Origin of the sequence: Streptomyces sp. NPDC058534, assembly GCF_042717365.1 — a bacterium.
Classification (GTDB): Bacteria; Actinomycetota; Actinomycetes; order Streptomycetales; family Streptomycetaceae; genus Streptomyces.
In genome coordinates this window covers 50,994-70,676 of the sequence record NZ_JBHXNW010000028.1, presented here as the reverse complement: position 1 = coordinate 70,676, position 19,683 = coordinate 50,994, and the positions used below count along the sequence as shown (strand labels likewise).

At 72.2% G+C, this 19,683-nt stretch carries 16 protein-coding genes and 1 pseudogene; 9 read left to right on the top strand and 8 right to left on the bottom strand.

The genetic code is table 11. The features are described from left to right. The first annotated feature begins 184 nt into the window (after positions 1 to 184). Complete coding sequence (locus ACFWR9_RS18990; RefSeq protein WP_383843233.1) at positions 185 to 2,104, top strand: MFS transporter; 1,920 nt, start codon at positions 185 to 187, stop codon at positions 2,102 to 2,104. A 224-nt stretch (positions 2,105 to 2,328) separates the two neighbouring features. Further along, positions 2,329 to 3,912: a sodium:solute symporter family protein gene (locus ACFWR9_RS18985; protein WP_383843230.1), complete on the top strand. Its 1,584-nt coding sequence runs from the start codon at positions 2,329 to 2,331 to the stop codon at positions 3,910 to 3,912. Positions 3,913 to 3,987: 75 nt separating this feature from the next. On the opposite strand, the gene ACFWR9_RS18980 is transcribed toward ACFWR9_RS18985, so the two are convergent. From ACFWR9_RS18980 to ACFWR9_RS18970, 3 genes are all read right to left on the bottom strand, one after another. Further along, positions 3,988 to 4,398, bottom strand: coding sequence for a VOC family protein (locus ACFWR9_RS18980; protein WP_383843227.1), 411 nt, complete (start codon positions 4,396 to 4,398; stop codon positions 3,988 to 3,990). 35 nt (positions 4,399 to 4,433) lie between these two features. Then, complete coding sequence (locus tag ACFWR9_RS18975; RefSeq protein WP_383843224.1) at positions 4,434 to 5,549, bottom strand: ADP-ribosylglycohydrolase family protein; 1,116 nt, start codon at positions 5,547 to 5,549, stop codon at positions 4,434 to 4,436. Positions 5,550 to 5,649: 100 nt separating this feature from the next. Next, on the bottom strand, positions 5,650 to 6,546 hold the full coding sequence (locus tag ACFWR9_RS18970) for a LysR family transcriptional regulator (protein WP_383843221.1): 897 nt from the start codon (positions 6,544 to 6,546) through the stop codon (positions 5,650 to 5,652). Positions 6,547 to 6,633: 87 nt separating this feature from the next. On the opposite strand from ACFWR9_RS18970, the gene ACFWR9_RS18965 reads away from it, so the two are divergent. After that, positions 6,634 to 6,981, top strand: coding sequence for a DoxX family protein (locus ACFWR9_RS18965; protein WP_383843218.1), 348 nt, complete (start codon positions 6,634 to 6,636; stop codon positions 6,979 to 6,981). On the opposite strand, the gene ACFWR9_RS18960 is transcribed toward ACFWR9_RS18965, so the two are convergent. After that, entirely contained in the window at positions 6,936 to 7,397 is a 462-nt protein-coding gene (locus ACFWR9_RS18960) for an ATP-binding protein (protein ID WP_383843215.1), read from the bottom strand. The two genes, ACFWR9_RS18965 and ACFWR9_RS18960, sit on opposite strands and share 46 nt — an antisense overlap. A gap of 113 nt (positions 7,398 to 7,510) precedes the next feature. On the opposite strand from ACFWR9_RS18960, the gene ACFWR9_RS18955 reads away from it, so the two are divergent. Then, positions 7,511 to 8,323 (top strand): helix-turn-helix domain-containing protein, encoded by an 813-nt coding sequence (locus ACFWR9_RS18955; RefSeq protein WP_383843212.1) that lies wholly within the window; start codon positions 7,511 to 7,513, stop codon positions 8,321 to 8,323. Continuing rightward, positions 8,320 to 8,511, top strand: a complete 192-nt coding sequence (locus tag ACFWR9_RS18950; protein ID WP_383843209.1) for a DUF397 domain-containing protein — start codon at positions 8,320 to 8,322, stop codon at positions 8,509 to 8,511. The genes ACFWR9_RS18955 and ACFWR9_RS18950 overlap by 4 nt, the downstream gene beginning before the upstream one ends. A gap of 40 nt (positions 8,512 to 8,551) precedes the next feature. Here ACFWR9_RS18950 and ACFWR9_RS18945 read toward each other — a convergent pair whose 3' ends face one another. Beyond that, positions 8,552 to 9,298, bottom strand: a complete 747-nt coding sequence (locus ACFWR9_RS18945; protein ID WP_383843207.1) for an alpha/beta hydrolase — start codon at positions 9,296 to 9,298, stop codon at positions 8,552 to 8,554. Positions 9,299 to 9,563: 265 nt separating this feature from the next. Between ACFWR9_RS18945 and ACFWR9_RS18940 the strand changes: the two genes are divergently transcribed. Beyond that, a complete protein-coding gene (locus ACFWR9_RS18940; RefSeq protein WP_383843205.1) occupies positions 9,564 to 10,073 on the top strand; it encodes a DUF2165 domain-containing protein in 510 nt (169 codons plus the stop codon). Here ACFWR9_RS18940 and ACFWR9_RS18935 read toward each other — a convergent pair. After that, on the bottom strand, positions 10,057 to 10,620 hold the full coding sequence (locus tag ACFWR9_RS18935; RefSeq protein WP_383843202.1) for a hypothetical protein: 564 nt from the start codon (positions 10,618 to 10,620) through the stop codon (positions 10,057 to 10,059). The two genes, ACFWR9_RS18940 and ACFWR9_RS18935, sit on opposite strands and share 17 nt — an antisense overlap. 106 nt (positions 10,621 to 10,726) lie before the next feature. Continuing rightward, complete coding sequence (locus tag ACFWR9_RS18930) at positions 10,727 to 13,330, bottom strand: bifunctional FO biosynthesis protein CofGH (RefSeq protein ID WP_383843199.1); 2,604 nt, start codon at positions 13,328 to 13,330, stop codon at positions 10,727 to 10,729. 186 nt (positions 13,331 to 13,516) lie between these two features. Here ACFWR9_RS18930 and ACFWR9_RS18925 point away from each other — a divergent pair, with 186 nt between their 5' ends. Next, on the top strand, positions 13,517 to 15,025 hold the full coding sequence (locus ACFWR9_RS18925; RefSeq protein WP_383843196.1) for a CehA/McbA family metallohydrolase: 1,509 nt from the start codon (positions 13,517 to 13,519) through the stop codon (positions 15,023 to 15,025). A 272-nt stretch (positions 15,026 to 15,297) separates the two neighbouring features. Here the strand turns inward: ACFWR9_RS18925 and ACFWR9_RS18920 are convergent. Beyond that, positions 15,298 to 15,918: pseudogene (locus ACFWR9_RS18920) on the bottom strand (endonuclease/exonuclease/phosphatase family protein); the annotation flags it as partial. Between the two features lie 81 nt (positions 15,919 to 15,999). Between ACFWR9_RS18920 and ACFWR9_RS18915 the strand changes: the two are divergent. Beyond that, positions 16,000 to 16,431, top strand: a complete 432-nt coding sequence (locus tag ACFWR9_RS18915; RefSeq protein WP_383843193.1) for a nitroreductase/quinone reductase family protein — start codon at positions 16,000 to 16,002, stop codon at positions 16,429 to 16,431. A gap of 102 nt (positions 16,432 to 16,533) precedes the next feature. Further along, a complete protein-coding gene (locus ACFWR9_RS18910) occupies positions 16,534 to 19,512 on the top strand; it encodes a BTAD domain-containing putative transcriptional regulator (RefSeq protein WP_383843190.1) in 2,979 nt (992 codons plus the stop codon). Positions 19,513 to 19,683: the final 171 nt, after the last annotated feature.

Sequence of the window (19,683 nt, the reverse complement as noted above, 5' to 3'; positions counted from 1 at the left end):
TGGGCTCGGCCGACGCCCCCGCGCCCCCGTGGCCGACCGGCCGCGGGGGCGTTCGCGTGGGGCGCCGAAAGTGAGGAAGCCACGGTGCGGGCGTGCGTGCTAGCGTCACGAAACGGGGCAGTCGCCGGTCGCCGGAACGGGACACGGCCCAAAGCAGAAGACGGGACACGGGGAGTGCCTTCAGGTGGCCACTGCGGAGCCGACACGCGCCGACAACGCCGATTCGGGCCCGGGAGCCGGCCCGCGACCACGCGTACCCGCGCCGCGCGGGGAGGGCGACGGCCGTGACCCGGAACGCACCGCACCGGAAAGCACCGCACAGGAACGCACCGCACCGGAAGCGCCCGACGGCGACCGTCCGCAGGCGCCGTCCGCGATGAACACCGCGTTCCACGCCGTGCGTGAGCGCATGCTGCGCCACCCCGTGCTGTCCGTGACCGTCCTGGCCGGCGTCCTCCACATAGTCTGGTTCTTCACGTTCGCGAACAGTGGCGGCGACCTCGCGGCCCAGGACGCGTGGGCGGAGTTCGTCGGCCGGCACCCGGACTCGGCGTACAACCTCGCCTGGTACGGCGGCATGCACCCGGTGTCGTACAGCGTGGTCTCGCCGTATCTGATGTCGCTGCTCGGCGTGCGGACCACGATGATGATCGCGGGCACGCTGTCGGCGGGTCTGCTGACGATGATCCTGATCCGCAGCCGGGTGGTGCGCAATCCGCTGTGGGCCTCGCTGGCGGGCCTGTTCGGGCTGCTGGGCAACGCCGCGTCGGGGCGGGTGACGTTCGGTCTCGGCATGATGTTCGGTCTCGGCGCGGTCGCCGCGGTGTTCTGCTGGCCGCACCGCTGGCGGTACGAGCGCTGGGCCAAGGGCCTGTGCGCCGCGCCGCTGGCCGCTCTGTCCACGATGGCCTCGCCGGTCTCGGGCCTGTTCGTGGGTCTGGTGGCGGTCGCGCTGTTCCTCCAGAAGCGGCGGCCGGGTGCGTGGGCGCTGGGTCTGGCGCCGAGCGCGGTCGTGGGGCTGTCGGCCTGGCTGTTCCCCTTCTCCGGCACCCAGCCGATGGCCTTCGGCTCGGCGGTCCTGCCGATCCTGTACGCGGGCCTGGTCTACGCGTTCGTGCCGAGCACCTGGAAGACGGTGCGGATCACGTCGGCGGTCTACGGCCTGTCCGTGCTGCTGGTCTGGGTGATCAGCTCGCAGATCGGCTCCAACATCACGCGTCTGGCGATGCTCTTCGCCGGGGTGGCGCTGGTGGCGGCGCTGCCGTTCACGGTGCCGAAGTCGCGCAAGTGGTACGCGCTGGTGGTCTCGCTCGTCGGCTTCGTCGGCTGGATCGGCTTCAAGTCGGCCGACGACATCATCCACACCACGCCGGCCGCCTCGTGGGCGCGGGAGCTGGCGCCGCTCATCAACGAGTTGAACGAGGTCGGTGCGGAGAAGGGCCGGGTGGAGGCCGTACCCGCGCGCTCCCACCGGGAGGCGTCGGCGCTCGCGCCGTACGTGAACCTGGCCCGCGGCTGGACCCGCCAGGCCGACATGGAGCGCAACCCGCTCTTCTACGACGACACGCTCAACTCGGCGAACTACCACGAGTGGCTGAAGCGATGGGCCGTGCACTACGTGGTGCTGCCCAAGGGTGAACCGGACGGCGACGGCGGCAAACGCGAGCGGGAGCTCTTGCAGCGGGGTCTGCCGTACCTGAAGCAGGTCTGGGGGGACGCCAACTGGCAGTTGTTCCAGGTGACCGACCCGACGCCGCTGGCGGAGCCCGACGCGGTCGTCCAGCGGGCCGAGCAGGACGAGTGGGTGATCGACGTGCGGCGGCCCGGCCGCATCCTGATCCGGATGCCGTACTCGCCGTGGCTGAGCCTCGTCGACGCCGAGGGCAAGAAGCTCGAGCCGCCCCAGGAGACGGAGGCCTCCAAGAACGGCCCGGAGGGCACGCCGAAGACGTACGACAACGTCAACGGCTGTCTGACGGAGACGGAGGAGACCGCCGAGGGCGACGTGTGGACGACGCTCGTCGCCCCCGAGGCGGGCACGTACCGGCTGTCGTCGCCGTACGGGCTCAAGCGGGGCACACCATGCCCGGAGGAGCTGAGGTAGCCCCGCGGGAACAGCGGAAGCTGTTCACGTAGATGAACCGAGGTCAGTAAGCCGAACTTTTTTACTTCCTCTTGACCCTCCCCTTCCTTGTCGTGCCCGCGTCGGCGCAACCACGATGAGCGGGCACTTCGCGCTCTGCCTCGCTCTGCCTCGCCCCTACCCCGCTCGTGCGAAGTGCCAGCCAGCTGAGCGGAGTTCACAAGGCGGACCCCGGAAGGGGGCACATGAACGGTCTCGACTGGTCCGTGCTCATCGGCTACTTCGCCGTCATGGTGGCGATCGGCGTCTGGTCGCACAAACGCGTGGACGACGTCAGCGACTTCTTCACGGCCGGTGGCAAGATGCCCTGGTGGCTGTCCGGCATCTCGCACCACATGTCCGGCTACAGCGCGGTGATGTTCACCGGCTACGCCGGCATCGCCTACACCTACGGCGTCACCTCGTTCGTGACGTGGTCGTTCCCCATCGCGCTCGGCATCGCCATCGGCTCCAAGCTGTTCGCGCCGCGCATCAACCGGCTGCGCTCACGGCTGCACGTGGCCTCGCCGCTGGAGTACCTGAAGAACCGGTACAACCTGCCCACCCAGCAGGCGCTGGCCTGGTCCGGCATGCTGCTGAAGATCGTGGACGTGGCCGCGAAGTGGGCGGCCATCGCCACACTCCTGTCCGTCTTCACCGGCATCACCCTCAACCAGGGCATCCTGATCACCGGCGTCATCACGGGCATCTACTGCACGATCGGCGGCCTGTGGGCGGACGCGCTGACCGAGCTGGGCCAGTTCATCATCCAGCTGCTGGCCGGCATCGCGATGTTCGTGGCCGTGGTCATGAAGCTCGGCGAGTACGGCGGCTTCTTCGGCGTCTGGGACGAGCCCGCCCTCCAGGGCCACGGAAAGCCGCTGGTCGGCCCGTACGGCACGGTGTTCCTGCTGGCCTTCCTCTTCATCAAGCTCTTCGAGTACAACGGCGGCATGCTCAACCAGGCCCAGCGCTACATGGCCACCCGCAACGCCCACGAGGCCACCCGGTCGGCGCGGCTGTCGGCGGTGCTGTGGCTGGTCTGGCCGCTGGTGCTGTTCTTCCCCATGTGGATGTCGCCGCTGCTGGTGGAGTCGCAGAAGCCGGACGGTTCCGACTCGTACGCCCTGATGACCGAGCAGTTGCTGCCGCACGGACTGCTCGGCCTGGTCATCGTCGGCTTCTTCTCGCACACCATGGCCATGTGCTCCTCGGACGCCAACGCCATCGCGGCCGTGTTCACCCGGGACGTGGCACCGGTGCTGTCGTCGCGGGCGCGGGCCTGGGGGCAGCGGTCCGGGCTGCTCGCGGCGCGGCTGACGACGGTGATCTTCCTCGGTCTTTCGATGGCGGTGGCGACGCAGGTCGACTCGCCGACGTTCAAGGACATCATCACGGTGGTCATCAAGTGGGTCGCCGGGCTGATGGGCCCGATCGCGATCCCGATGATGCTCGGTCTGCTGCGGCCCTTCCGCCGCTCGGGACCGACCGCCGCGCTCACCAGCTGGGCGCTGGGGCTGCTCGCCTTCTGGCTGGTCAACTACCCGATCAGCTGGAACGTCGAGGGCGGGGTGCCGCTGGAGTACCAGGTCTCCATCCCGCTGGCGGTCTCGCTGGTCCTGTACATCGTGATCGGCTACCTGAGGCCGGAGGACACTCCGGAGCGGCTGGCGGTCATCGAGCGCGTCAACACCGACGGCGACGATGACGCCGCCGGCGCGGCGGCCGCGGTCCCAGCGCCCGCGGGCGGGGCGGACGACGCGGTGGCCCGCAGCAGGGTGAGCGACTAGCCCGGCGCCGACCGCGCCCCGGCCGATACCCGCGACGACGGGCACCGGTCGGGGTGCGGTCGGGGTGCGGTCGGGTCAGCGCAGTTCCTGGATGCGGATCTGGTTGCCGGCCGGGTCGCGGAAGGCGCAGTCGCGGATGCCGTACGGCTGCTCGGTCGGCTCCTGGACGATCTCGGCGTTCCCGGCGCGCAGCTTGTCGAAGGTGCCGTCGAGGTCCTTGGTGGCCAGCAGGAGCCACCCGTAGGTGCCCTTGGCCATCATCTCGGCGATGGTGCGGCGCTCGGTCTCGGTGATGCCGGGGTCGACGGCGGGCGGTGACAGCAGCAGCGAGATGTCCGGCTGGTCGGGCGGCCCGACGGTGATCCAGCGCATCGTGCCCTGCCCCACGTCCTGGCGGACCTCGAAGCCGAGGACGTCGCGGTAGAAGGCCACGGACGCGTCCGGGTCGTCGTGCGGGAGGACGGTGGTGTGAATGCTGATACCCATGCCGCCCACGCTAGCGGCGCCGAGCCCTGTGGGCCCTAGCCGCGCGGGTAGCGGGTCAGCCAGCCCGGGGACGAGCCGGCCGGGCCGTGCAGGGCGGGGCCCTGGGTCATCTCCATGGCGAAGTCGTCGGCCAGTTCCAGGAGGGTCGCCCGGCCCTCCAGCTCGGCCAGCCAGGCCGGGGGCAGAGCGGTCTCGCCGTGCAGCGCGCCGAGCAGGCCGCCGGTGAGGGCGCCGGTCGCGGCGGAGGGGCCGCCGTGGTTGACGGCGAGCCGCAGCCCGTGCCGTACGTCCTCGCCGACGAGGGCGCAGTACACCGCGGCGGCGACCAGCCCCTCCGCCGTGCCCTCGCCGATCAGCTCGGTCACCCGCGCCGGGGTCGGCAGCCCCTGCCGTACCGCGCCCAGCGCGTGCTGGAGGGCCTCCGCCACGGGCTGGTGCCCCGGCCGGGCGGCGAGCAGGGCGAGCCCGCGCTGCACGGCGGCGTCCAGGCTCTCCCCGCGGGCCAGCCCGTGCACGATCACGGCGTACGCGCCCGCCGCGAGGTACCCGGTGGGGTGGCCGTGGGTCTGCGCCGCGCACTCCACGGCGAGCTGGGCGACCAGCTGCGGCTCCCAGCCCACCAGGAGACCGAAGGGCGCCGACCGGGCGGCCGCCTCGGGCCCGCGCTCGCCGGGGTTCTTGGGCGCCTCCGGCGTGCCCATGGTCTCGTCCCCGAGGCCGAGCAGCAGCGCGCGCGGGGCGTCCCGGCGGACGTACAGCCACTCCTCGTGGGCCAGCCAGCCGTCGTCCTTGCGCCGCAGGTCGGGCCCCCAGTCACGCTGGGTGGCGGCCCAGCGCCGGTAGGCCCGGTGCAGGTCGGTCGGCGGATGCCAGGCGCCGGTGTCCCGCCGTACCTGGGCGCGGATCAGCCCGTCCACGGAGAACAGGGTGAGCTGGGTGAGGTGGGTGACCGCGCCGCGCCGGCCGTAGGCGGGGGCCAGGTCCGTCAGCCCCTCCGCGCCGTGCGCCTCCCGGATCCCGTCGAGGTCCAGCCCGTCGACGGGCGCGCCGAACGCGTCCCCGACGGCCACCCCGAGCAGCGCCCCGCGTACCCGGCTGCGGAAGTCCTGCTGCTCGGCACGCCCCCAGACGGCACCGGCTGTCGCGCCCACCTGGACCTCCCCTCGGCATCGACTTGGTCCGTACGTACGACGTCCAGCACTGTATTCGAAGGGAGAGGGTCGGTTCAGGGCCGGAACGGTGTGGAAACGTTCACGTCACGACGCACGTCTCCCGGCAGCAGCGCACGAAGTCCTGGACGACGGGGTTGTCGTCGTCGGCGGGGGCCCAGGCGACCCCGACCCTGCTGGGGCTCACTGAGCCGACGGGACGGTAGACGACGCCGGGGCGGGTGTAGAAGCGGGCCGCGGATTCGGGGGCGAGGGCGACGCCGTATCCGCTGGCGATCGCGGTGAGCCAGTCGTCCGGCTGCTCGGTGACCGCGCCGACGCGCACCGGGTGGCCGTCGCGCTCGTCGGCGGCCAGCCAGTGCTCGCGCCAGGGGCCCGTCTCGGGCGGGGCCGCCACGAAGGGTTCGTCCCACAGATCACGGAAATCGATCGTCTCGCGTCCGGCCAGGGGATGTGACTCGGGGAGCGCCACGCAGCGGGGCTCGCTGAACAACTCCACCACCCGCAGCGCTTCCTGACCCGGGAACGGCAGCCGCACCAGGGCGACGTCCACGTCCGCGTCGGCGAGTCCGGCGGACGGGTTCGACCAGGCGGCCTGCCGCATCTCGGCCCTCCAGCCCGGCCGGCGCCGGGCGAAGTCCGCGATGATCGGCTGTGTCGCCTCGTTGGCGGCGCTGGCGAGGAACCCGACCCGCAGCACGCGGGCCGCCCGGCTCGCCGCGGACCTCGTCTCCCGCAGTGCCCCCTCCCACCCGGCCAGCAGGGCGGGCACCCGCTCGGCCAGCGCCCGCCCCGGCGCGGTGAGCGTCATGCCGGTCCGCGACCGCGCGAACAGCTCCACGCCGAGCCCGGCCTCCAGCTGCCGGATCTGCTTGGTCAGCGCGGGCTGGGAGACGTACAGCCGCTGGGCGGCCCTGGTCAGGGTCCCTTCCTCCGCCACGGCTGCGAAGTACCGCAGCAACCGGGTGTCGACATCCATGCCGCCAGGTTATAGCCGCAGGTATTGGACGTCGCGGCAGGCAGCGGTGAGGCTGGATCCAGGGAAAGGACTGGAAGGAGAGAGACTGTGTTCACCGCCTACGTGGCCGTCACCGTCGTCGCGATCGTCGCCGATGCCGGGATCGCCGTCGCGGACCTGCTGCGGGCCCGGTTCGTACTCGCCAACTCGGCCGAGGTGGGGGTCCCCGCGTCGTGGATCCCGTGGCTGGCCGGCCTCAAGCTCGCCGGAGCCGCCGGACTCCTCGCCGGCCTGCTGGGCGCCGAGCCCCTCGGCATCGCCGCGGGAGTCGGTCTCGTCCTCTTCTTCATCGGCGCGGTCGCCGCGCACGTCCGCGCACGCGTCTTCCACAACATCGCCTTCCCGGTGGGCTACTTGGCCCTGAACGCGGCAGCGCTCTGCCTGACCGCCGCGTAGGCCCCTGTCCGTGACAGTTCGGCCCAGACGGTCTTGTTGGGAGCCGGTCCCGCGTCGACGCCCCAACGGTCCGCGTACGCCGCCACGATGAGCAGCCCACGCCCGCCTTCCACACCCGGCTCCGCGATACGCGGGACCCGGTCACCCCGGGCGTCCGTCACCTCGATACGGAGGGTGCCGTCGGCCGCCAGCCGCAGTGTCAGCCGGAAGTCCCGCCCCGGCACGCGCCCGTGCAGTACGGCGTTCGACGCCAGCTCGGCCACGACCTGCGCCGCACCCTCGGACGGCACGCCCCAGTCGTCTAGTTGGCGCTCCACGAGCAGCCGCGCGAGCCGGGCACCTCTTCGCGTCGCGGACAACTGGATGGCGAACTGCCGCGTGCCAGAGGTGATTCGTAGGTCCAATTTCGGATTCACGTCACCCAGCGTGCTTGCCTGTCCCTACTCTGAACAGCCACGACCTCGGTACCGAGCGTGACCGTCCGGGTGCCCGCCGTGGTCGTACGGGTCGTACGTCGGGAGGGGAAGACGTGGAGGACGAGGAGACCGCGGCGGTACTCAAGGCGGTCGGGCGGCAGATCAAGATGTGGCGCGAGGCCGCCGGGATGCGGCAGGCGGAACTGGGTGCCGCCATCGGTTACGGCGAGGACATGGTGTCGTCGGTCGAGCGTGGACGGCGCGTACCCAAGCCGGACTTCCTGGACAAGGCCGATGAGGTACTGGGCGCGGGCGGCAAGCTCGCGACCATGAAAGAGGACGTGGAGAAGGCCCGCTACCCGAAGAAGGTCCGGGACCTGGCGAGGCTGGAGGACGAGGCGGTCGAGCTGGGCGCGTACGCGGGTCACCACATCCACGGGCTGCTCCAGACGCCCGAGTACGCACGCTCGTTGTACGCGATGCGCCGCCCGGCCTTCACGGAGGAAGAGGTCGACCGCTACGTCTCCGCCCGCATGGCGCGGAAGACCGTGTTCGACCGGATTCCCCGCGCCCAGCTCACCTTTGTCCAGGAAGAGGTGACGCTACGGCGCCCGCTCGGGGGCAGAATGGTGCTCCGTCAGCAACTCGAACACCTGTTGGAGGTCGGGAGGTTGAGGCACGTCGAGATCCAGGTGATGCCGACGGCCCGTGAGGATCACGCGGGGATGGCGGGGTCGCTCCGCCTGCTGAAACTCCGGGACGGCAAGACACTCGGACACCTGGAGGCCCAGTTGCACAGCCGCCTCGTCAGTGATCCCCGGGATGTCCAAGTCCTGGAAATGCGCTATGGAATGATCCGGGCGCAGGCCCTCACGCCTCGTGAGTCACTGACCTTCATCGAGAAAGTCATGGGAGAAGAGACATGACCTCCGCCCTGGAGTGGTTCAAGAGCAGCTACAGCAGCAACGACGGCCCCGATTGCGTCGAAGTGGCGATAGCCCCGGCCGACGCCACCGTCCACGTCCGCGACTCCAAGAGCAGGGAGGGCGCCCGCCTGGCATTCGCGGACGCCCCCTGGGCGGACTTCGTGGCGTTCACCGGCCGGCCGGCGTAGCCCCGGGGTGGCCCCGGGGTGGCCCCGGGGTGGCCGGCGGCTACCTCAGACGCCGCCTGAAGAACTGGGCCGCGTCCTCCCCCGCGAACTGCGGGACGCCGGTGTGCCCGCCCATATTGGCGTGCAGGGACTTCTCCTTGGAGCCGAAGGCGTCGAACAGGTCCAGGGCTGCCTGCCGGTCGTTGCCTTCGTCGTCCCACTGCAGCAGGACGTGCAGCGGAATGGTGACCTGGCGGGCCTCCTCGAACATGGCGCGAGGCACGAAACTCCCGGCGAAGAAACCGGCGGCCACGATGCGCGGCTCGACCACCGCAAGGCGAACGCCGATGGAGATCACTCCCCCCGAGTACCCGACCGGGCCGCCGATCTTGGGCAGCGACAGGAGGGCGTCAAGGGCGGCCTGCCATTCCGGGACCGCCTTGTCGACGAGCGGGAGGATGAGGGCGTCGATGATCTCGTCGCTGACCGGCTCGTCGGCTTCCATAGCCCGGCGCAGGTCGGCGCGGGCCTGCTCGGCGGCGGCCCAACGGGGCCGGTCACCGCTCCCGGGGAGCTCGATGGTGGCCGCGGCGAAGCCGTCCGCCGCGACGTGCTGGGCCCGCGCCACCAGTCGGGGGTACATCTTGTGCAGTCCGAGCGGGGGGTGGCCGAGCAGGATCAGCGGCACAGGTGCGGACGCGGACGCGGATGCGGGCGTCCACAGGATGCCGGGGATCTCGCCGAGGGTGAATCCGCGTTCGAGGACGCCGTCGGCGAGGCGCTGTTCGGAAGTGAAGTGAAGGGCCATGATCGTGCCTTTCGGGAGTGCTGCTGAACGGCGCTCCCGGACGACCTATCGCCCGACCGTGTCCCCGGAGGAGAGCACCCATGTCGATACGTTCACGGGTACCACCTCCTCGTTCTCTCGCACGGCCGTCGGAAACGTAGCAGTCGCCGACGCGGTCCGCCAACAGGATTTCCCGACCCGGCGGTTCGGCGAGGTCACGCTTCGAAGAGATCACGTTCCCGGACCTGCCTGCTCGCGGCGCTCCCGGCTTGGGGATAGTGCTGCCATGGCCAACATCCCACGCACCACCCTCCCTCTCGCAGCCACCGTGCTCACCGCGTTCCTCGCCCTCTACATCGCTCTCGTGGCGCTCGGGAACATCACCGACTTCGACAGCAACCAGCAGTTCGTGCGGCATGTTCTCGCGATGGACACGACGTTCAAGGACGACGACCTGATGTGGCGGGCAATCACGAGTACGGGCGTTCAGGACACCGCCTATGTCGCGATCATCGTCTGGGAGACGGTCGCCGCGCTCGTGCTGATCTACGCGACCTGGCTGTGGATACGCCGGGACGAGGGGAGCGCGCGGCGCATGACCACGTACGGCACGCTGATGCTCGTGCTGCTCTTCGGCGTCGGGTTCATGGCGATCGGCGGGGAGTGGTTCGCGATGTGGCAGTCGGCGGACTGGAACGGGCTGGACGCTGCGCTGCGGGTGCTCCTGCTGAGCGGACTCGTGCTGATCGTCGCCCACCTGCCGTTCGGCGGGGGCGAGACTAGCCGACGACCGTGACCTTCGTGCCGGTCGTCGCGAAGCCCCAGACGGCCGTGGAGTCGGCCTTGTGGAGCCGTATGCCGCCCGTCTTCGCGCCGGAGGCGGGCGGGGGCGGCGAGGAGCCGTCGACGGCGTTGGAGAAGGCGACCGAGACGCCGTCCTCCTGGGCGAAGTAGACGATCTGCTCGATCTGCACCCCGTCGGAGCCGGTCGTGGCACCCTCCGCGCGGCTGCTGACGGTGTAGGTGCCCGGGTCGGGGTCGACCGTGCCGGGCCACACCGTGAACGTCCGCCGGGTCGCGTCGCCGGCGTCGACCAGCCAGACCCGCTTCTGGTCGAGCGAGTACACGACCCGTCGCCCGGTGCCGGAGCCGTCCGGCACCCGGGCCGGCACGGTCTCCTTCGGCGACGGGTCCTTGCCCGCGGACGCCGTGGGGGCCGGCTCGGTCGCCGCGGCGGTGGGGTGGGGCCCCTGGTCCGCCTGCACGGCCAGGAAGGTGACCCCCGCGATCGCGCCCACGGTCAGACCGGAGACCCACGCCCATGAGGGAAGTCGGGCAGGCACGGGCACGCATCTCCTCAGCTACGAGACCTCAGCTACGAGAACCCCGACACTCCCGGGGGCCCGATCATCGTACTGCGCGCCCGCCGGGCCCCCGCCCGCCCGCGCCTCAGTCCAGCAGCGGCAGCAGCTCCGGCAGATGCCCGTCCGACTCCCGCGCCGCCCGCTGCCGCTCCTCGGGCACCGGCCCGTACAGCGTGGTCCGGGGCTTCGCCGGGCGGCCCGCCGCGTCCGCGACCGCGATCAGGTCCTTGACCGACTTGTACGACCCGTAGGAGGAGCCCGCCATGCGCGAGATCGTCTCCTCCATGAGGGTGCCGCCGACGTCGTTGGCGCCGGAGCGGAGCATCTCCGCCGCACCCTCCGTGCCCAGTTTGACCCAGCTTGTCTGGATGTTGGGGATGTGCGGGTGGAGGAGGAGCCGGGCCATCGCCGTCACCGCGCGGTTGTCGCGGACCGTCGGACCGGGCCGCGCGATGCCCGCCAGGTACACCGGCGCGTTGGTGTGGATGAAGGGGAGCGTCACGAACTCCGTGAAGCCGCCCGTGCGCTGCTGGATGCCGGCCAGGGTGCGCAGGTGGCCCAGCCAGTGCCGGGGCTGGTCGACGTGGCCGTACATCATGGTCGAGGAGGAGCGCAGGCCCAGCTCGTGGGCCGTCTCGATCACCTCGATCCAGGTGGCCGCCGGCAGCTTGCCCTTGGTCAGGATCCAGCGCACCTCGTCGTCCAGGATCTCCGCCGCCGTGCCCGGGATCGAGTCCAGGCCCGCCTCCTTGGCCTCGCTCAGCCACTCGCGGATCGACATCCCCGTGCGCGTCGCGCCGTTGACGACCTCCATCGGCGAGAACGCGTGCACGTGCATGCCGGGAACCCGGGCCTTCACCGCCCTCGCGATGTCGAAGTACGCCGTGCCCGGCAGGTCCGGGTGGATGCCGCCCTGCATGCAGACCTCGACCGCGCCCACGTCCCACGCCTGCTCGGCGCGGTCGGCGACCTGGTCCAGGGAGAGCGTGTACGCGTCGGCGTCGGTGCGGCGCTGGGCGAAGGCGCAGAAACGGCAGCCGGTGTAGCAGACGTTGGTGAAGTTGATGTTCCGCGTGACGATGTACGTCACGTCTTCACCCGTCACGGACTTGCGTACGTCGTCGGCCACCTTGCACAGGGCGTCCAGCGCCGGACCGTCGGCGTGCAGCAGGGCCAGCGCCTCGGCGTCCGTCAGCCGCGTCGGGTCGTCGGCCGCCGTGGCGAGCGCGGCGCGCACGTCGGTGTCGATGCGCTCGGGGACCATGCCGGGCGCGGCGGCCTCGCGCAGGGCGCCCCAGTCGCCGTACACCTCGTCGAAGTCGTCGCGGCGGTCCGACGTACGGCCCTCGGTGTCGATGGTGGTGTGCAGGTCGGTGCGGCCGGTCGCGGTGAACGCCTCGTCCGGCTCCTGCCACGGACGCCCCTCGACCGGCGCATTCGGGAGCGCCAGGCCGGTCGCCGGGTCGGCGAGGGCCGCCACGTGCGGGCGCAGCCGCGGGTCCAGCCAGGGCTCGCCGCGCTGGACGAACTCCGGGTAGACACAGAGACGTTCCCGAAGTTCGAAGCCGGCCGTGCGGGACTTCTCGGCGAGTTCTTCGATCTGCGGCCAGGGCCGCTCCGGGTTGACGTGGTCGATGGTGAGCGGGGAGACCCCGCCCCAGTCGTCGATGCCGGCGCCGATCAGCCGCTCGTACTCGGCGTCCACCAGGTTCGGCGGGGCCTGGAGACAGGCGGCGGGGCCCATGATGTGCCGGGCGACGGCCACCGTGGCGACCAGCTCGTCCAGCTCCGCGTCCGGCATGCCGCGCATCGCCGTGTCGGGCTTGGCGCGGAAGTTCTGGATGATCAGTTCCTGGATGCCGTGGTAGGCGCGGGAGACCTTCCGCAGCGCGAACAGCGACTCCGCGCGCTCCTCGTACGTCTCACCGATGCCGATGAGCAGGCCCGAGGTGAAGGGGACCGAGGAACGTCCGGCGTCCTCCAGGACGCGCAGCCGCACGGCCGGCTCCTTGTCCGGGGAGCCGTGGTGCGGGCCGCCGGGCTCGGACCACAGCCGGGTCGCCGTCGTCTCCAGCATCATGCCCATGGACGGCGCCACCGGCTTGAGCCGCTGGAAGTCCGTCCAGGACATCACGCCGGGGTTGAGGTGCGGGAGCAGGCCCGTCTCCTCCAGGATGCGGATCGAGATGGCGCGGACGTACGCGATCGTGTCGTCGTACCCGTGCGCGTCCAGCCACTCCCGGGCCTCCGGCCAGCGGTCCTCGGGCTTGTCGCCCAGGGTGATGAGGGCTTCCTTGCAGCCGAGGGCGGCGCCCTTGCGCGCGATGTCGAGCACCTCGTCCGGCGACATGAACATCCCGTGCCCCGCTCGGCGCAGCTTGCCGGGGACGGTGACGAACGTGCAGTAGTGGCACTTGTCCCGGCACAGCCGGGTCAGCGGGACGAAGACGCTCTTCGAGTACGTGATGACGCCGGGCCGCCCGGCCGCCTCCAGGCCCGCGTCCCGGACCCGGGCGGCGGACGCGGTGAGGGCGTCGAGGTGCCCGCCGCGCGCCTGGAGCAGCACGGCGGCCTCGGACACGTCCAGGGCGACGCCGTCCCGGGCGCGTTTGAGGGCGCGACGCAGGGAGTTCTCGGTGGGGCCGGCCGGGTCGGCGGGTCCGGTTCCGGAGGTCGCGGAAGTCGTCATCCTTCGAGCATACGAGCGCCGTGATCAGGACGGGTTTCCCGTCCCGCCGGCCCCACCGCGCGGTTCCCCGCCCTCAATGCCCCCAACCCCTTTCCTTGCACGGGAGTTCACGGCTCAATACGAGGGTTGCACGCACGACCCCTGCACCACCGATGTCATGACCGTGACGACACAGGGAGCAGCAGCATGTGCGAGGACGACCACGCCGGGATCGGCAGACGCGCGATGTTCGTGACGGGAGCCGCCGCCGCGCTTACGTTGGGAAGCGTGAGCTTCGCCTCAGCGGCACCGCGGGAACAGCGGAAGCGAACGGTGCGCGGCACCCTGCCCACCGGCTCGCCCGACTTCGTGTACGTACCCGTCGAAGTCCCGGCCGGGGTGCGCGAGATACACGTCGCCTACACCTACGACCGCCCCACCCTCCCGGCCGGCACCCAGGGCAACGCCCTCGACATCGGCCTCTTCGACGAGCGCGGCACCGAGCTGGGCGGCCGGGGCTTCCGGGGCTGGTCGGGCGGGGCGCGCACCGAGTTCTTCGTCCGGGCGGACGACGCGACTCCCGGGTACCTCCCGGGGCGGATCCGGCCCGGCACCTGGCACGTCGCCCTCGGCCCGTACACGGTCGCCCCGCAGGGCCTGTCGTACGAGATCACGATCACGCTGACGTACGGCGAGCAGGACGAGACCCCCCGGCCGGTGTACCCGCCCGAGCGGGCCCGGGGCCGGGGCCGCGCCTGGTACCGGGGCGACTGCCACCTGCACTCCGAGTACTCCGACGGCCGCTACACCCTCGCCGAGATCGCGGAGCTGGCCCGTGCGGCGGGTCTGGACTTCATCAACTCCTCCGAGCACAACACCCACTCGGCACACGCGCACTGGGCGGAGCTCGCCGGGGACGACCTGCTGATCCTGCTCGGCGAGGAGGTGACGACCCGCAACGGCCACGTCGTCGCCCTCGGCACCGACCCCGGCACCTTCGTCGACTGGCGCTACCGGGCCCGGGACAACCGCTTCGGCCGTTTCGCCCGGCAGATCCGCCGCGCCGGCGGTCTGGTCGTCCCGGCCCACCCCCACGCCACCTGCATCGGCTGCAACTGGAAGTTCGGCTTCGGCGAGGCCGACGCGGTCGAGGTGTGGAACGGCGCCTACACACCCGACGACGAGGTGGCGCTGGCCGACTGGGACGGCATGCTGGTCGCGTCCGTGCGGGACGGCGGCCGGGGCTGGATCCCGGCGATGGGCAGCAGCGACTCCCACCGCTCCCCCGACGTGATCGGCCGCCCGCAGACCGTCGTCCTCACCGACGACCTGACCCGGGACGCGATCCAGGAGGGCATCCGGGCCGGGCGGTCCTACGTCGCCGAGTCGTCGCGGTTGTCGCTGGCCTTCACCGCGTCCGGCGGCCGGGGCGAGCACGCCGGTATCGGCGAGCGACTGCGCGTGGACGGCGACACCCCGGTCACCGTCCGCCTGGAGGTGACCGGCGCCCCGCGCTGCACGGTGCGCCTCGTCACCGACCAGGGCGTCCTCTTCACCGGCGATCCGCTGCCGGTGTCCGGCGCGGGCGTCGTGGAGTGGCGGACGACCGCCTCGTACGCGGCGTACGTACGGGCGGAGGTGCGGCACGAGGCGGCGCTGGGCCCACTGCCGGGAGCGCTGGCGGCCTTCACGAACCCGGTCTTCCTGGGACGGTAGCCGCGCCTCCGTCGTCGAGGTCGGCGACGACCGCCGCGTGGTCGGAGGGCCGGACCCCGTCGACGGGGCGGTCGCCGGCCCGCCGTACCGCCCCGGCCCCGCCGGGACCCCGCGGGTGGGGGGGGGGCCGCGCCCCGCGGGGGGGGGGGGCCGCCGCCCGGCCCCCCCCGGGCCCGCGCCCCCCCCCCCGGGGGTCCGGGCGGGCCCACGTGCACGTGGTCGATCCGCGCGCTCAGCCCGCCCGGTCCGTCGGGGTCCCCCGGGCCCCAGGTGCCGGACGGCAGGCCGGGGCCGGCGTGCTCCCAGGCGTCGTGGAGCCGAGCCGTCCGCAGCAGGCGCACCTCCGGGGATTCGGGGCGGGCGTTGAAGTCACCGGTGACGACGGCCGGGAAGCCGGTGCCGTGCCGGTGCGCGGCGACGAAGTCCACGAGGGCCGCCACCTGTGCGCGCCGCGTCTCGAACGCTCCGGGACCCGAGTTGAGGTGGACGGTGAAGAAGGGCACCTGGTGACCGGGCGCGTCCAGCCGGACGTGGAACGCCAGCCGCCCGTCGCCGACCTCGTCGGGGGCCGGCAGCCGCAGCACCGCGCGCTCCACGACGGGCCAGCGGCTGAGCACCCCGGTGCCGATACCGACCGAGCCGTCCCCGATCCGCCGCTGCCACCGCTCGGGTGCGGGCGAGGGCGCCCAGGCCCAGTGCAGGCCGAGTTCCCGCGCCAGCCACCCGGCGAGGTTCTCCCCGTCGGCGTCGGCCCACACCTCCTGAAGCCCGACCACATCGGGCCGCAGCTCCCGCAGCACGGCGAGGATCGCCTTCTGCCGCTCGGCCCACGCCCCGAACCGCCACCACACGTTCCACGTCACCACGCGCACACCCACACACCACCCGTCCATCCGCCATGCCCCGCCCGTCCCCCTGAGGTTTTCCGGCAGCATGGAGACACAAGAGGACGGGAGCGTGAACGAACGATGTCGATGTCGTCCAATGCCGAGAAGCCGCCCAAAGACGAGACACCCAAAGCCGAGAAGAAGTACCGGGCCGTCACGGCCTTCCAGCGCCGCCTCAACACCGTCGTGCGCCGGCTGCCCGGCCAGACCCTCCTGGAGACCACCGGCCGCGTCTCCGGCCTCCCCCGCCGCACACCGGTCGGCGGACGCCGGGTCGGCGACGACTTCTGGCTGGTCTCGGAATTCGGCGAGCGGTCCCAGTACGTCCGCAACATCCGCGCCGACCCGCGCGTCCGGGTGCGCGTCCGGGGCCGCTGGCACCCGGGAACGGCCCACCTCCTCCCCGACGACGACCCACTCGCCCGCCTGCGCCGCCTCCCCCGCTTCAACAGCCTGGCGGTACGCGCGATGGGCGTCGGGACGGGGCTGCTCACGGTGCGGGTGGAGCTGGAGGGGTAAGGCGCCAGGTGAGGAAGCTGTGATCGGCGCCCCCCACAGCTGACGTAGTCGGCATGAACAAGGCAAACTGGCGTGGTTGCTCAGGATGTCTAGGGGGACGGCATGGACGGTGGACCGCGGGTTCCGGAGCAGCGGCGTCCTGGAACCCCGGCGGAACCGGACGGGTCGGCCGCGCTCCGCTTCGGCGTGCTCGGACCGGTGCGCGCCTGGCGCGGCGAGCAGGCGCTGGCCACCGGCTCCCCCCAGCAGCGCGCGCTGCTGGCCGCGCTGCTGCTCCGCGAGGGGCGTACGGCGACGGCGGCCGAGCTGATCGACGCCCTGTGGGGCGAGGAACCGCCGTCGCAGGCGCTGGCGGCGGTGCGGACGTACGCGTCCCGGCTGCGGAAGATCCTGGACCCCGGGGTCCTGGTGAGCGAGTCCGGCGGGTACGCCGTGCGGGGTCTCGCCGACGGGGCGCTGGACCTCGCGGGGGCCCAGGACCTGGCCACCGGGGCCGAGAAGGCGCGGACCGCGGGGGACCTGTGCCACGCCCGTGACGCCCTGCGCGGCGCGCTGGCGCTGTGGGACGGCGAGGTGCTGGCGGGCGTTCCGGGGCCCTACGCGGAGGCGCAGCGCGTCCGCCTGGAGGAGTGGCGGCTGCAACTCCTCGAAACCTGCCTGGACATGGACCTTGAGCAGGGCTGCCACGCGGAGGCGGTCTCGGAGCTGACGGCGCTCACGGCGGCGCACCCCCTGCGCGAACGCCTGCGCGAGCTGCTGATGCTGGCCCTGTACCGCAGCGGTCGCCAGGCGGAGGCCCTCGCGGTCTACGCGGACACGCGGCGCCTGCTCGCCGACGAGCTCGGCGTCGATCCCCGTCCCGGCCTCCAGGAGCTCCAGCAGCGCATCCTCCAGGCCGATCCCGGCCTCGCCGAACCGTCGGCACCGGCCGCGGAGACGGCGTCGTCCCCGGTACGCCCTGCGCAACTCCCGGCGACGGTGCCCGACTTCACGGGCCGGGCGGCCTTCGTGCGCGAGCTGAGCGACGTACTGGCCTCGGCGTCCGGGGACGGGAGCGGGAACTCCGGCCGAGTGATGGCGGTCTCCGCGCTGGCGGGCATCGGCGGCGTGGGCAAGACCACCCTCGCCGTGCATGTCGCCCACCGGGCGCGGGCCGCCTTCCCGGACGGGCAGCTGTACGTCGACCTCCAGGGCGCGGGCGCGCGGGCGGCGGAGCCGGAGACGGTGCTGGGCTCGTTCCTCCGCGCCCTCGGCACGGCCGACTCGGCCATCCCGGACTCCCTGGAGGAGCGCGCCGCCCTCTACCGCTCCGTCCTGGACGGCCGCCGCGTCCTCGTCCTCCTCGACAACGCCCGTGACGCCGCGCAGGTACGCCCCCTGCTGCCCGGCACGGACGGCTGCGCGGCGCTGGTGACAGCGCGGGTGCGGATGGTGGACCTCGCCGGGGCGCAGCTGGTCGACCTGGACGTGATGTCTCCCGAGGAGGCGCTGGCCCTCTTCACGAAGATCGTGGGCGAGGAACGGGTGGCCTCGGAGCGGGAGGCGGCGCTGGACGTGGTCGGCGCGTGCGGCTTCCTGCCGCTGGCGATCCGTATCGCGGCGTCCCGGCTCGCGGCCCGCCGCACCTGGACGGTCTCGGTCCTCGCGGCGAAGCTGGCGGACGAGCGTCGCCGGCTGGACGAACTCCAGGCCGGTGACCTGGCGGTCAAGGCCACCTTCGAGCTGGGCTACGGCCAGCTGGAGCGCGCCCAGGCCCGCGCCTTCCGCCTCCTCGGCCTGGCCGACGGCCCGGACATCTCCTTGGCGGCCGCGGCGGCGGTGCTGGACCTTCCCGTGGAGGCCACGGAGGACCTCCTGGAGTCCCTGGTCGACACGTCCCTCCTGGAATCGGCGGCCCCGGGCCGCTACCGCTTCCACGACCTGGTCCGCCTCTACGCGCGTGCCTGCGCGGAACGGGACGAGCATCCGCCGAGCGAGCGGGGCGCGGCGTTGTCGCGGTTGCTGGACTTCTATCTGGCGACGGCGGCGGGGGTCTACGCGATCGAGCGGCCCGGGGATCGGCTGGTGGACGGTCTGGAGCGGACGGTGCACCCGGGGCTGACGTTCACCGAGGGTTCGGCGGCCCTGGACTGGTTGTACAGCGAGGCGGCGCCGTTGCTTGCCTGTGTGCGGCAGGCGGCCGGAACGGACAGGCTGCGGCGAGCGGTGGACCTGCTCTGGGCGGCCAAGGACCTGGCGGAGTCCGGCGCGAACTCTCACCAGTACGAGACGACTGCGCACGCGATGTGCGGCGCCACCGAAGCCGCAGGGGACGCACACGCCGAGGGCCGGGCCCGGACCACGCTCACCAATGTCCTCCTGGTCTCCGGCCGCATCCAGCAAGCCTCCGAACAGGCGGAGCAGGCCATGTCGCTGGCGGAATCCGCGCAGGACACCACCGCGGTCAGCTGGGTCGCCAACGACCGGGGGCTCATCTCGCTGCACCAGGGCCGGTACGCGGACGGACGAGGCTTCCTGGAGCAGGCCATCGAGGGGTACCGGGCAGCCGACAACCGTGCCGGCGAAGCGCTCAGTCTGTGCAACCTCTCCCGCGCGCATCTGGGCATGGGCAACACCGCGAAGGCAGTGGCCATCGCGCATCGCGGGCTGACCGCGCAGCTCGACATCGGCCGGACCATGCGTCTCGCCAACGGGCACTTCACGCTGGGTATCGCACTGACGAAGGCCGACCGCCACAGCGAGGCTCTGCACCAGTTCTCCGACGCCCTGGGAATCTTCGAGGCCCACCGACAGCGCTTGTGGCAGGGAACGACCAACTTCCGTATGGCCGAGGTGCACTTGGCCGCCCGTCGTCCCGCGCAGGCGGCACAGCACTCCGAGCAGGCACTGGCGCTGGGATGCATCGGCGGTGACCGAATGCGGGGGAACGTCCTGACACTGCTGGGACGTTCACTCTCCGGACTCGGACAGGCAGACCGGGCGAAGGCGTGCTGGCAGGAGGCCCTCCACCTCTACGAGGCCAACGGTTCTCCGGAGGCGGACGCCGTACGAGCGCTGCTGGAGCCCGCGACAGCAGCCTGAGGCAGGTAACAGGGCCGTTCAGCATTCGTTTATCGCCCTCCGTCACGCTCGTTCCTGTCACACCGTCGCGTCGGGGGGCAGACGGGGTGGCTGGGAGCCCGGGAAGTATCGTGCGGCTCCGAATGCCCGTCCGGCGGCCCTCGGGGGAGCTTCCGGGCGGGCGTTGCTCTC